Here is a 13,153-nt window from a genome sequence, read left to right on the forward strand (position 1 = left end):
AGGCCGCCCGAAGAGTGCGGGCGGCACAGCTTTTATTCGATGAAGGTATGCGGATAGAAGCGCGACAGATCCTGCGTGATCAAGGCACGATCTTCGCGTAAGCCGATGCCCGCAGGTTGATCGTCAATCAGCCAGCTACCGATCAAGGTATAGCTATCACCGAATTTCGGTAGCTGATAGAACTGCTGGATAATCATGCCTTCTTCGCCATACGGACCATCGGCGCGGGCGATCTCCTGACCGTTTTCAATGATACGAATATTGGCACCTTCGCGCGAAAACAGCGGTTTCACCACGTACTTATCCAGCTGCGGCGCGTTCTTATCATCGGCAAAGTAAGCGGGCAGCAAATTGGGATGATTAGGGAACATTTCCCACAGCAGCGGTAACAGCGCTTTATTGGAAATGATGCTTTTCCAGGCCGGCTCCAGCCAACGCACGCCCGCATCCGCCAGCTTGGTAGAGAACACTTCGCGCAGCATGAATTCCCACGGATAGAGCTTAAACAGATTGCTGATGACCTGATCGTTTACGTCGGTAAACTGGCCTCTTTCACCCAATCCAATCTCGTCAATATAGAGAAATTCGCTCGGCAATCCGGCTTCAGTGGCGCAGTCCTGCAGATATTGCACCGTGGCGCGATCTTCCTCAGTATCACGGCAGCAGGAGAAGTGTAGCCAGTTGAAACCGAACTGCTGATGCAGCGTGGCGAAGCGCTCAATCAGCTTCTCTTGCAGGCTGTTGAACTGGTCGCTGCCTTGCGGCAGATTGCCCGCTTTGACCTGGTCTTCCAGCCAAATCCACTGAAAGAAGGCGGCTTCATACAGTGAGGTTGGTGTATCCGCGTTGTTTTCCAGCAGCTTAGCGTCACCTTTGCCATCCCATGCCAGATCGAGGCGCGAATAGAGCGAAGGCTGGCGCAATTTCCAGGAATCACGCACAAAGTCCCAGGTGTGCTTAGGAATACAGAAACGGGTGAGCAGCTCGTCACTGTTCACCACTTTTTCCACCGCCTGCAAACACATCTGGTGCAGTTCGGCGGTGGTATCCTCAAGCTGTTCAACCTGCGCTAGCGTGAATTGGTAGTACGCATCTTCACACCAGTAAGGTTCGCCATACATGGTGTGAAACTGGAAACCATACTCCGCGGCTTTTTCACGCCAGTCTGGACGTTCGGGGATTGCAATACGTTGCATGCTGCGGCTTAGCCTCCCAGCGAGCGGCTGCCGGTGCCAGAAGCACTGCTGCGCTGCATGGTGTTTTGTTTTGCCACGCTGTCACCAAAGCCGCCACGCGTAATGGTGGAAGTGGTCGCGGGTTTCGGCGCCATTGCTGTTTTCGGCACGTTGATGGTGCGGCCCGATGTGGCATTACCGTAGTTTTTACCCGCAGCATCAACAAATTTACCGTTTGCCGGGCTGTTCGGATTTTTTGGCGAGAACAGGGGCTGCTGGGCAAACCCAGCACCGCCGCTCATCATACGTCCCATCATGTAACCGGCCATCAACGGCATCCAGAAGCTACCGCTTTGCTGAGCTTCAGCATTGTTTGCGGTGGTGCCCACACCCGCTTGTGCAGGCGTTTGCTGGCATTGGTTTTCACCAAACTCAGCCACACAATCTTCGCGTGTAGCGTATTTTGGCGCGGTACGTTCGGCTTCTTTCTGTGCGTTGTTATACGCAGTGGTACATTGCGCGCTCTGGCCTGGATTGGCTTTGGCGCAATCATCCGCGTTTTGATAGAGCGACACCGTTTCGTCACTCTGCTCGCAGCCTGCCAGCATAAACACTGCGCTAACGGCAAAGGCGACTGGCGTTAAGTGGCGTGCCTGCCAGCTTTTACGAAAAGCGGCATGGCGAATATTTTTCGTCCGTTTCATTATTTTCATCCTGTGCCCAAAGGTGGGGTAAGGATAGGGGATGAGCGGTGGAAAATGAAGCGCGAAGCCAGATGGGGAAAGGATCTTTACGTAGCTATACGATTGAATGCGAAAGGGGCCGCATACGGCCCCCTGGGGAATTAATTACCGAATGGATTTCCGCTGCTGCGTGCGGCAGCTGGACGGGCTTGTGCGGCGGCTGAAGGCGATGAAGCTTTCGGACCGTTATCCACACGCGCGGCCTGCTGGTTATTCTCCGGCGCCACCACTTCAGGAGTCGTGGTGATCTCTTTGCCCAGCGTGCTGTTCAGCTGCTGCAGATCCTGCTCGTTCAGCGTACCCAGCGCATATTTGATATTCAGCTGGTTGATCAGATAGCTATAACGCGCATCTGAAAGCTGCTGTTTAGCATTGAACAGCGTGGTGGTCGCATCCAGCACATCAACGATGGTACGCGTACCGACCTGATACCCGGCTTCCATCGCATCCAGTGAACTTTGTGCAGAGACAACGGCCTGCTTATAAGCATCAATGCTGCTGATAGAGGCATTCACGTTATTGAATGATGAACGTACCGTCTGAACCGCACTACGATGCGCGCCTTCCAGCTGTTCGCTGGCCGCGACATAGTTGTACTGCGCCTGTTTCACCTGCGAGGTGACCGAGCCGCCGCTGTAAAGTGGCATGGTGAAGCTCAAGCCAACCTGGTTAGAACCTGTGATGGAATCGGTGCTGCCAGCGCTCTGATTGGCGCGACTGCCGCCATATTTGCTATTCGACATACCGGTTGAGGCGGTCAAATCCAGCGTTGGCATGTGGCCGGTTTCGGCTGAACGAATTTGTTCACGCGCCAGATCCTGGCTCAGACGCGCAGACAGCAAGGTCAGGTTGCGGCTTTCCGCTTCTTTCAGCAGGCTGGCCACAGCATTTGGACGCGCGGTTTTGAAACGATCGATATTCAATGAAGCCAGCGACAGATAATCCATGCCGGTAATCTGACGCAGCGATTCCACCGCATTATCGAGGTTGTTACGTGCGGTCACTTCGTTAGCCAGCACGGTGTCATACTGTGCACGGGCGTTTTGCACGTCAGTAATCGCGACCAAACCCACGTTAAAGCGCTGCGTGGTTTGATCCAGTTCGCGGTAGATAGATTGTTTCTGTGCTTCGGTGTAAGAAAGCGTGTCGATTGCCTTTAACACGTTAAAATAGGCAGTCGCCGTGTTAAGAATCAGGTCTTGCTGAGCAACCTGATAGGTAACATCTTGAATACCAGCCTGTTTTTCCTGCAGCGACAGCGCACGCCATTTCGACATATCGAAAATAGTTTGAGTTAATTGCAGAGAGGCGCTGGTCGTGTTGGAATGAAGTCCGCTGCTGTCACGGTAGCCATTGTTATAAGTGTAATCTGCGCCCAAGCCTAACTGTGGCAATAAAGGACTACGCGCTTCATTGATTTTCTCAAATGCAGCGTCGCGGTTAGCGGCAGAAGATCGCAGATCGGGGTTGCTAAGGCGCGCCTGCTGATAGACCTGCAACAGGTTTTCTGCCTGGCTGGCAAGGCTGAATCCGCCCAGAGTCAGCCCAATAAAAAGTGGGAGCAGTTTTTTCATTTGCATTCCTTTTGTTGCAGCAAAATGCACTGGTAGTGCTGCAGGTAAGCCAAAAAAATAATCGCCGATTCTACAGAGGCGGCGTCAGAGATAAGTTGGCTGAACGTGCCTTCTTCCCCTAATTTACGTAAATAATTCAAAAAGAACCACTCGGACGGAGCGGTAGACTTGGCTTTTCTTTGCTCCATCCCAATCTGCATAAGGAATCAGACGATGGCGAGTGAAAAAAAATCCCCTGTGACTTTCACAAAAAACGATGTAGAAATTATTGCACGCGAAACGCGTTACGATGGTTTTTTTTCCATCGTCAGCTACCGTTTCCGCCACCGTCGTTTTAATGGCGAAATGAGTGGTGAAGTGGTGCGCGAAGTTTTTGAGCGCGGACACGCCGCCGTGCTGCTACCCTATGATCCCTTGCGTGATGAAGTGGTACTGATCGAACAGATCCGCATTCCCGCTTTTGATTCCAGCCCAACGCCCTGGCTGCTGGAAATGGTGGCTGGCATCATCGAACCTGGCGAAACACCAGAAGATGTCGCACGACGTGAGGCGGTAGAAGAGGCGGGCCTTAAGGTTGGCCGCGTCAAACCGATAGTGAATTACTTAGCCAGCCCCGGCGGAACGTCTGAACGTTTATCGGTGCTGGTGGGCGAAGTGGATGCCAGCCTGGCAGAGGGAAATCACGGGCTGGAGGAAGAGAATGAGGATATTCTTGTCCATGTGGTGAGCCGCGAACAAGCTTATCGCTGGGTGGAAGAGGGGATTATTGATAACGCGGCATCTGTCATCGCCTTGCAATGGCTGGCGTTGCACCATGAAAAACTACGACAAGAGTGGAAGCTAAAATGAAACAGCGCTATACCCCTGACTTTCCCGAAATGATGCGCCTGTGCGAAACCAATTTCGCCCAGCTGCGTCGCCTGCTGCCGCGTAATGACGAGGCAGGCGCATCGGTGATTTATCAGGTGAATGGCGCCAGCTATCAGCTCACCATCGAAGAATCGACGCGTTACACCACGCTGGTGGAAGTGCGTCAGGTGGCGCCCGCCGTGAGTTACTGGAGCCTGCCTTCTATGTCGGTGCGGCTCTACCATGATGCGATGGTCGCTGAAGTGTGTTCCACTAAACAGATCTACCGATTTAAAGCGCGCTATGATTATCCTAATAAAAAACTGCATCAGCGCGATGAAAAACATCAGATTAACCAGTTCCTTGCGGATTGGTTGCGTTACTGCTTAGCGCACGGCGCTGTGGCAGTACCGGTTTGCTGATAGCGTAAAAAACGCAACGATGGCGTGGAGATTAAGGAAACGCTTTGGATAGCCTGCTAACTCTTCCTGCGCAAGATGGGTCTGATATCAGGATTTTACAAATCACGGATACCCATCTTTTCGCCGGAAAACATCAATCGCTGCTTGGGGTAAATACCTGGTCGAGTTTTGATGCGGTACTGGATGCTATTGAAGTACAACAGCGTCAGTATGATCTGATTATCGCCACTGGCGATCTCGCTCAGGATCACACCGTCGAAGCTTACCAACACTTTGTAGCAGGCATTAATCGTCTGCCAAAACCTTGCGTCTGGCTGCCGGGGAATCACGATTTTCAGCCGGCAATGGTGGATACGCTGGCCGACGCGGGCATCAAATCTGACAAGCACGTTCTTTTGGGCGATCACTGGCAACTGGTGCTGCTCGATAGCCAGGTATTTGGTGTGCCACACGGCATGTTGAGCGAATACCAGCTGGAGTGGCTACACACCGCACTTAGCAAGTACCCAGAACGCCACACTTTGGTACTTCTGCATCATCACCCGCTGGCTTCCGGATGTACCTGGTTAGATCAGCACAGCTTGCGCAATCCGCATCAGCTGGAAGCGGTACTGCAGCACTTCCCGCGCGCACGTAATCTGGTATGCGGCCATATTCATCAGGAACTCGATCTCGACTGGCATGGGCGCCGCGTGATGGCTTCACCATCAACCTGCGTCCAGTTCAAACCGCATTGCACTAACTTCACCATTGATACGCTGGCGCCGGGCTGGCGTTGGTTTACCTTGCAGCCCGACGGCACGCTGCAGACCGAAGTGAACCGCCTGCAAAGTGACATGTTCCGCCCCGATCTTGATTCCGAGGGCTACTAAGCAATGGCGGCGCTGATTTATCTGCATGGCTTCAACAGTTCACCGCAATCGGCGAAAGCCACGCAGCTGCAGCAGTGGCTCAACGAACAGCATCCGCATATTAATGTGATGGTGCCGCAACTACCGACGTTTCCGTCTGAAGCCGCCAGCATGCTGGAAGATCTGGTGATGCAATATGCCGGTGAACCGCTGGGATTGGTGGGATCGTCGCTGGGCGGCTATTTTGCTACCTGGCTGTCGCAGTGTTTTATGTTGCCAGCGGTGGTGGTTAATCCCGCCGTACGGCCGTTTGAGCTGTTAGTGGATTACCTCGGCGAAAACCGTAATCCCTACACCGGCCAGCAATATGTGTTAGAGTCTCGCCACATTTACGATCTGAAAGTAATGCAGATTGACCCTCTTGAAGCGCCCGATTTACTCTGGCTGCTGCAACAAACCGGCGATGAAATACTCGATTATCGCCAGGCGCTGGAGTATTACAGCGCATGCCGCCAGACGGTTGAAGAGGGCGGCAATCATGCCTATATCGGATTCGAACGCCATTTCGCACAGATCGTTGATTTTCTGGGATTAAACGCCCAGTGATCTTGCGAAGTGGGGCCATTTTCCTATTGCTAATCAGACATTTACGATGAGCCAATCAAGCTATAATGCCGATGCCATTGAGGTCCTGACCGGCCTTGAACCGGTGCGTCGTCGTCCGGGGATGTACACCGATACCACGCGCCCGAACCACCTGGGCCAGGAGGTGATCGATAACAGCGTCGATGAGGCGCTGGCCGGTCACGCTAAACGCGTGGAAGTCATTCTTCATGCCGACCAGTCGCTGGAAGTTATTGATGATGGTCGTGGCATGCCAGTGGATATCCATCCGGAAGAAGGCGTGCCAGCGGTTGAGCTGATTCTTTGTCGCCTGCATGCGGGCGGCAAATTCTCCAACAAAAACTATCAGTTCTCAGGCGGCTTGCACGGCGTCGGGATCTCGGTGGTTAACGCCTTGTCGAAGCGTGTGGAAGTTACCGTGCGACGTAACGGCGAAATCTACCAGATTGCCTTCGAAAATGGCGACAAGGTGCAGGATCTTACGGTTACCGGCACCGTCGGTAAACGCAATACCGGTACCAGCGTGCACTTCTGGCCAGATGAAAGCTTCTTTGATAGCCCGCGTTTCTCGGTTTCTCGTTTATCACATCTGTTAAAAGCCAAAGCCGTGCTGTGTCCGGGCGTTGAAATTGTTTTTAAAGACAAGGTCAATGACACCGAACAAACCTGGATGTATCAGGATGGCCTGACCGATTACCTGTGTGAAGCGGTTGACGGCTTACCCACGCTGCCGGAAAAACCCTTTGTGGGCAGTTTTGCTGGCGATGTGGAAGCGGTGGATTGGGCGCTGCTATGGCTGCCGGAAGGCGGAGAGCTGCTAACAGAAAGCTACGTTAACCTGATCCCAACCATGCAAGGCGGTACGCACGTTAACGGCTTGCGTCAGGGCTTGCTGGATGCCATGCGCGAGTTTTGCGAATACCGCAATATTTTGCCGCGCGGCGTGAAGCTGTCGGCAGAAGATATCTGGGATCGCTGCGCGTACGTGCTGTCGGTGAAGATGCAGGATCCACAGTTTGCCGGGCAGACTAAAGAGCGCCTGTCGTCGCGTCAGTGTGCGGCATTCGTCTCAGCGGTGGTCAAAGATGCCTTCAGCCTGTGGCTGAATCAAAACGTGCAGGCGGCTGAAATGCTGGCTGAGCTGGCAATCTCCAGCGCGCAGCGCCGCATGCGCGCCGCGAAGAAAGTAGTGCGTAAAAAACTCACCAGCGGCCCGGCGCTGCCGGGCAAACTGGCTGACTGCACCGCACAAGATTTGAACAAAACCGAGCTGTTCCTCGTCGAAGGGGATTCTGCGGGCGGATCCGCCAAGCAAGCGCGCGATCGTGATTATCAGGCGATCATGCCGCTGAAAGGTAAGATCCTCAATACCTGGGAAGTCTCTTCGGACGAAGTGTTGGCCTCACAGGAAGTGCATGATATTTCAGTGGCGATCGGTATCGATCCTGACAGCGAAGATCTGAGCCAACTGCGTTACGGCAAAATCTGTATCCTCGCGGATGCGGACTCCGATGGTCTGCACATTGCCACGCTGCTGTGCGCGCTGTTTGTGAAGCATTTCCGTACGTTGGTGCAACACGGCCATGTGTACGTGGCGATGCCGCCGCTGTATCGCATCGATCTCGGCAAAGAAGTCTATTATGCCCTGGATGAAGATGAGAAAGAGGGCGTGCTGGACCAGTTGAAGCGCAAGAAAGGTAAGCCGAATGTGCAGCGTTTTAAGGGCTTGGGTGAAATGAACCCGCTGCAGCTGCGCGAAACCACGCTTGATCCGAATACGCGTCGTCTGGTGCAATTGACGATCAGCGATGAGGATGTCGATCAAACCCTACGCGTGATGGACATGCTGCTGGCGAAGAAACGCTCGGAAGACCGCCGCAACTGGCTGCAAGAGAAAGGCGATTTAGCCGACCTCGAAGTGTAAAAAAACAGGGACGCCGCGGCGTCCCTGTTTTATTGCTGCTGTAATGCCTGTTTAATCCGCGTAATAACCGTGCTCCACTCTTCATCCTGCCCGCGCCCAAACAATCTCATTTGCGGATACCACGGCGATTCATCGCGATTTTCCAACCAGCGCCAGTCTCGCGCCCAGGCGGGAAGTAATACCCAGCAAGGTATCCCCATCGCCCCTGCTAAGTGGATCACCGACGTATCTACACCAATCACCAAATCCAGTTGTGAAATGACCGCGGCGGTATCCTGATAATCAGTGAATTGGGCACCAAGCGGCTGTATGTGTGGGAAGTCAGCGATTTCCTCTTCACCTGCACCTTTTTGCAAGCTAATCCAGTTGATATCAGGCAGGTCAAATAAAGGTGCAAACTGTGAAAGGTGCGCAAGCGATCGTTGGCTATCATTCTTATGCCCGCTGGCGCCTTTCCATACGATACCAATTTTTTTCCCGTTCCCCTTAATCGGCCACCTCGCCTGTTGTTCTGCAGAGCTAAACAGATAGGGATGATGCGCGCTAAAGGGCTGTGTTGAGTTGAGGAAGTGCTGCGGTAAATCCAGTAGAGAGCACCAGTAATCTGCCGGCGGCAACGTGTGTTGTACATCTTCCCGTGTCAGATAATTATCGAGGTGCGGCAGCGTAACCATCAATGATTTTAAGGACTTGTTACCCAGCATGATTACTTTTACCGCATGTTTTTCAGTTTTAACGCGTGTGAGATAACGACAAAACTGAATTTCGTCCCCCATGCCTTGCTCGGTCCTTACCAACAGCGTTTTGCCGCGCAGATCCTCTCCTTGCCAGTAGCGAATAGGGAGTTTCGGTAAGGTAAAGAAGCGATCGGGATTATCGGGCGCATAACGCGCCTGATAGTTAGACCAGCCAGCAGCGAAGTTGCCTTGTTGTAGTTGAACCATGCCGAGCGAATTTCGGCAACGTTGATCGGCGTCACGCACTTGCAATACTTGCTGCATCTGACTTTCTGCTTCTTGTAGCTGGCCCATGTGCGCTAGCAACGTACTTATGCCATAGCGGGCTTCGGTATAATCAGGCTGGCTTTGCAGCGCCAATCGATACTGATCTAAAGCAAGGTGATAGCGCTGCTGTTTATGCAGCAAAATAGCGTAGTTATTGTGACAGGCGGCATAGCCCATATGTGATTGCAGCGCAGCCTGATAACAGGCTTCCGCCTCGCTCCAGCACCCGGCGTCATAATGGGTTAGGCCAAGACCGTTGAGTAATCCCGCATCTGTTGGCGCAAGTTTTAGCGCCCGCTGATAATAGCGCTGCGCCGTATCCAGATCGCCGTTGCGCCGTGCAAGCCGTGCGGCTTCATGAAGGAACCAGCCATCGTAGGGAGCAAGCGTCAGGTGTGCCCGAATCTTACGCCAGGCTTCTTCCTGTCGCCCTTGCTTCAGCAACTGGGTTACCGCTTGTTGCTGACGTAAATCGTTAGCCACCCGAGGTTTATGGCGCATTGTGATATCCTGCCGCGAATAAAGTGGCGTAATTTAAGTCAAAAGTGTCAGAAACCGCGCTAAGACAGGTCTCGATCTTTAAGGATGGGAATTTGAAAATAACACTGGAAGAGTTACGTGCCTGGGTTGCGGTGGTGGATACCGGATCAATCACATCAGCCGCGGAGCAGTTAGATCAAACTAGCTCTGGCGTGAGCCGTGCGCTTAGCCGGCTGGAAGGTAAGCTGCAAACCACCTTAATGCATCGCACCACGCGTCGCCTGGCATTGACCGAAGAGGGGCTGATTTTTCTCGATCATGCGCGGCAGATTCTGGCGTCGGTTGAACAGGCGGAAGAACTGATCGCGCAGCGCCGGGACATTCCTTCTGGACGCTTACGCGTCAATGCCAATACGCCTTTTACCCTGCACGTCATTGTGCCGCTGGTGGCGGAGTTTCGTCAGCGCTACCCGCTGATTCAGCTGGAATTGAACACCGACGATATTGTGATCGATCTGCTTGAGCAGCAAACGGATATCGCTATTCGCATCGGCGAACTGCGCGATTCGACGCTGCGTGCGCGTGTGCTCGGAAGCAGCGCCATACGCCTGTTAGCCAGCCCAGATTATCTTGAAAAGTTTGGTGTACCGGAAAATGTTGATGCACTGGCGAACCATCAGCTGTTGGGGTTCAGTCAGCTTGATGTACACAACGTCTGGCCGGTTTGGCAGCGCGAAGGCGAGTTCCTGCGCATCAAACCTACGCTGTCCGCCTCCAGTGGTGAAACATTGCGTCAACTGGCTTTAGCTGGGCAAGGTATCGTACGTTTATCCGATTTTGTCAGCCGTGAAGATCGCGAGAGTGGGCGTTTGGTACAGGTTTTGGCAACGGAAACCCGTGAACAGCGTTTACCCATCCACGCGGTCTATTATCGCAATCAATCCCTTACCTCGCGCATTACCTGTTTTCTGAGTTTTTTACGCGAAAAAATTCAGGAAAATCATCTGTTATAGTCTTGTTCCTGCTCGATTATTTACCCTTCATCTTCATATCTTTATTCATAAAAACGCTTTAATTCATATAGTTAATTAACTAATAACTTTTCTGTCAATGTTGGGAAATTTTTTCTTTCCTAACGGGACGTTTCTTATGTCTCGGAAATCTCTCTTTCCCGATTATGTCGCTCACTTTGAGCCCGCACAGGTGGGTTAAGCCAGGGAGATTGTTGCGCTTGTACGCAATCGCACAATCAAAATCTAATGTACGGAAGGGATTAAACATGAACGTTTCGCCCGTGAGTGTTGCGGTTATTGATAAAAAAACAATAACGAAAGCGGAAGCATTGCGTGTAGGTAAAGACGGTAAAGCTGCAAAAGTTCAGGCTATTACCAACGGCAAATATTTGCTGACCCAGGGTAATGACGGCGTTGCACCAGAAAACATTACCGTTAAGCGTGTCGGGAAAGATTTGCTGGTGATGCTGGAAGGATCCGACGCCAGCGAACCGGATCTGATTATCGAAGACTTTTTCGCTAAATCAGGGGCTTTAGTTGGTAAAGCTGAAGATGGCGCCATGCATGAATACGTCGCTACCGATGGTGATGCCGATCACGATGCTGCCGCATTTGCTGATGGCGAAACCACCGCATTAGCGCTTGGAGAGAGCACGGTTGATACCGATTCTGGTTTCATGCTGGCCTCAGGATTTGAATGGTCCCCGGCGTTGATCGCTTTAGGCGGATTGGCGGCTATCGCTGCGGCCGCCGGCCTGGGCTACGTGGCAGCCAAAGAGCAGTATCAGGATAAAAACGCTCACGAAAACGGCAGCAGCGATCAAAATGGTGGGGACAACGGGAAGGGCGGTGATGGCGGCGGTGATGGCGGCGGTAAAGGTGGCGGCGACAGCGGCGGCGGCAATGTAAACGTCCCGGTAGTTAACGGCCTGTATGACGACGTGGGCAGCATTACCGGATTGATCGCGAAAGGCGGCCGTACCGACGACACCACGCCGACACTGAACGGCACGGGCACCAAAGGGAATGTCATTGAAATTTGGGATGGCAGCACAAAAATTGGTGAAACCACGGTTGGTGAAAACGGCACATGGTCCTTTACACCTGGTAAAGCATTGGGCGCCGGTAGCCACAGCATCACCACACGTGAACGCAATGAAAGTGGCGTAGTAGGCGATTCAAGCGAGGCCTGGAGCTTCGTTATCGATCTGACCGCCCCTGCCAAGGGCACCATTGGTAGCATGGTGGACGACAGCGTGAATCCGCCGAAAGAGATCGTGAAAGATGGCATCACCAAAGACAACACGCCGACGCTGGCGGGTAAAGCCGAAGCGGGCGCTACCGTTGAAATCTGGAAAGATGGCCAGTTGCTGGGCACTGCCAAAGTAGACAGCGAGGGTAACTGGACCTACACCAGCCCGACGCTGGCAGAGGGTAAACATGATTTCAGCATCGTCGTCGTGGATGAAGTCGGGAATAAATCGCTACCTTCCGAAGCCTGGATTATCGAGGTTGATACCGTAGCACCAGAAAATAAAGGCATTGGTGCCATCGCTGATGATGAAGGTAAGTTGATTGAAAATGGTGGCGAAACGCAAGACAGCACGCCAACCTTCTCTGGCGTCGGTGAAAAAGGCGACATCATTAAAATCATTGATAACGGACAGGTTATCGGCAGCACCGTTGTCGACGACGAAGGAAAGTGGCAATTCACCCCAGAAAAAGCCATTGGTAATGGCGATCACGAATTCCAGATTATTGAAGTGGATCCAGCAGGTAATGAATCTGCGCCTTCAGAAAAAGTCATTATCGAAATCAACGATCCGAATAACCCTATTGATCCCGGCAAGGAAGTGATTCCGAATCCCGATGTACCGGTAACTGGCGCGGTTGACGACGTGTATCGTGATGAAATGTTGGATAACGGCGAAAAGTATTTCATCGGTAAACAGCCTATTGCTAACGGCGATGCGGTGAATGATTCAACGATTTTTGTGGGTGGATCCGGCAACGCGGGCGATATCGTTTATATTTGGCTCAGTGGAAGCAATAACCATTATTACCTCTCCTCTGTCGTAGATGAGAACGGGAAGTGGAGTATCGCCACGCCAGAGTTATCTGATGATGTTTACAAGATTGAAGCGGCATTTAAAAATGCTGAGGGCGTAGTAACAGCCAAAACCGAAGCATTTGAAGTTGAGATCGATACGATTCCACCAGAACCCATCGATCCGGGCGATCTCTTCCCTGATCTACTCAGCCATGTTGAATTATCTGAGCTGCTCTCGGCAAACGGTGACACGTTATTCAATGAAGTGCAGGAAGAATCTGCATTACTCAATAATATTGATGAAAGCATTTTAAGTAATACGATTTTTGATGCGGATATTAAGAGTTCTGCAGTGGACGGCGTGATGTCTCTCGATATTACAGCTTTGAAGGATTTAGATATTCATTATTTATCTGAATAATTATCACATCATTGCGATTAATA

The 13,153-nt window shown here is 52.3% G+C and carries 12 protein-coding genes; 7 read left to right on the forward strand and 5 right to left on the reverse strand.

Annotated features, from left to right (window positions below):
• Positions 1 to 32 precede the first annotated feature (32 nt).
• The 4 genes from PZBJ_RS14155 to PZBJ_RS14170 form a co-directional block, all read right to left on the reverse strand.
• On the reverse strand, positions 33 to 1,196 hold the full coding sequence (locus PZBJ_RS14155) for a glutathionylspermidine synthase family protein (protein ID WP_101762994.1): 1,164 nt from the start codon (positions 1,194 to 1,196) through the stop codon (positions 33 to 35).
• Positions 1,197 to 1,204: 8 nt separating this feature from the next.
• On the reverse strand, positions 1,205 to 1,879 hold the full coding sequence (locus PZBJ_RS14160) for a DUF1190 family protein (protein ID WP_061720467.1): 675 nt from the start codon (positions 1,877 to 1,879) through the stop codon (positions 1,205 to 1,207).
• 140 nt (positions 1,880 to 2,019) lie between these two features.
• Positions 2,020 to 3,492 (reverse strand): outer membrane channel protein TolC, encoded by a 1,473-nt coding sequence (gene tolC, locus PZBJ_RS14165; RefSeq protein ID WP_101762995.1) that lies wholly within the window; start codon positions 3,490 to 3,492, stop codon positions 2,020 to 2,022.
• Positions 3,489 to 3,692, reverse strand: coding sequence for a hypothetical protein (locus PZBJ_RS14170; RefSeq protein ID WP_008103404.1), 204 nt, complete (start codon positions 3,690 to 3,692; stop codon positions 3,489 to 3,491). Before PZBJ_RS14170 ends, tolC begins: the two co-directional genes overlap by 4 nt.
• A gap of 13 nt (positions 3,693 to 3,705) precedes the next feature.
• On the opposite strand from PZBJ_RS14170, the gene nudF reads away from it, so the two are divergent.
• From nudF to parE, 5 genes are read left to right on the forward strand one after another with little or no spacing between them, the layout of a single operon-like run.
• Positions 3,706 to 4,341 (forward strand): ADP-ribose diphosphatase, encoded by a 636-nt coding sequence (gene nudF / locus PZBJ_RS14175; protein WP_101762996.1) that lies wholly within the window; start codon positions 3,706 to 3,708, stop codon positions 4,339 to 4,341.
• Positions 4,338 to 4,763: a DUF1249 family protein gene (locus PZBJ_RS14180; protein ID WP_008103400.1), complete on the forward strand. Its 426-nt coding sequence runs from the start codon at positions 4,338 to 4,340 to the stop codon at positions 4,761 to 4,763. Before nudF ends, PZBJ_RS14180 begins: the two co-directional genes overlap by 4 nt.
• 44 nt (positions 4,764 to 4,807) lie before the next feature.
• On the forward strand, positions 4,808 to 5,635 hold the full coding sequence (gene cpdA / locus PZBJ_RS14185; RefSeq protein ID WP_101762997.1) for a 3',5'-cyclic-AMP phosphodiesterase: 828 nt from the start codon (positions 4,808 to 4,810) through the stop codon (positions 5,633 to 5,635).
• 3 nt (positions 5,636 to 5,638) lie between these two features.
• Complete coding sequence (gene yqiA / locus PZBJ_RS14190; protein ID WP_101762998.1) at positions 5,639 to 6,220, forward strand: esterase YqiA; 582 nt, start codon at positions 5,639 to 5,641, stop codon at positions 6,218 to 6,220.
• Between the two features lie 46 nt (positions 6,221 to 6,266).
• On the forward strand, positions 6,267 to 8,162 hold the full coding sequence (gene parE / locus PZBJ_RS14195) for a DNA topoisomerase IV subunit B (protein WP_101762999.1): 1,896 nt from the start codon (positions 6,267 to 6,269) through the stop codon (positions 8,160 to 8,162).
• Positions 8,163 to 8,191: 29 nt separating this feature from the next.
• Here the strand turns inward: parE and PZBJ_RS14200 are convergent, their stop codons facing one another.
• Positions 8,192 to 9,610, reverse strand: a complete 1,419-nt coding sequence (locus PZBJ_RS14200) for a tetratricopeptide repeat protein (RefSeq protein WP_240632914.1) — start codon at positions 9,608 to 9,610, stop codon at positions 8,192 to 8,194.
• 149 nt (positions 9,611 to 9,759) lie between these two features.
• Here PZBJ_RS14200 and PZBJ_RS14205 point away from each other — a divergent pair, with 149 nt between their 5' ends.
• Positions 9,760 to 10,659: a LysR substrate-binding domain-containing protein gene (locus tag PZBJ_RS14205; protein WP_101763001.1), complete on the forward strand. Its 900-nt coding sequence runs from the start codon at positions 9,760 to 9,762 to the stop codon at positions 10,657 to 10,659.
• A 266-nt stretch (positions 10,660 to 10,925) separates the two neighbouring features.
• Positions 10,926 to 13,130, forward strand: a complete 2,205-nt coding sequence (locus PZBJ_RS14210) for an Ig-like domain-containing protein (protein ID WP_101763002.1) — start codon at positions 10,926 to 10,928, stop codon at positions 13,128 to 13,130.
• Positions 13,131 to 13,153: the final 23 nt, after the last annotated feature.

Source organism: Pantoea endophytica (assembly GCF_002858935.1).
GTDB lineage: Bacteria > Pseudomonadota > Gammaproteobacteria > Enterobacterales > Enterobacteriaceae > Pantoea > Pantoea leporis.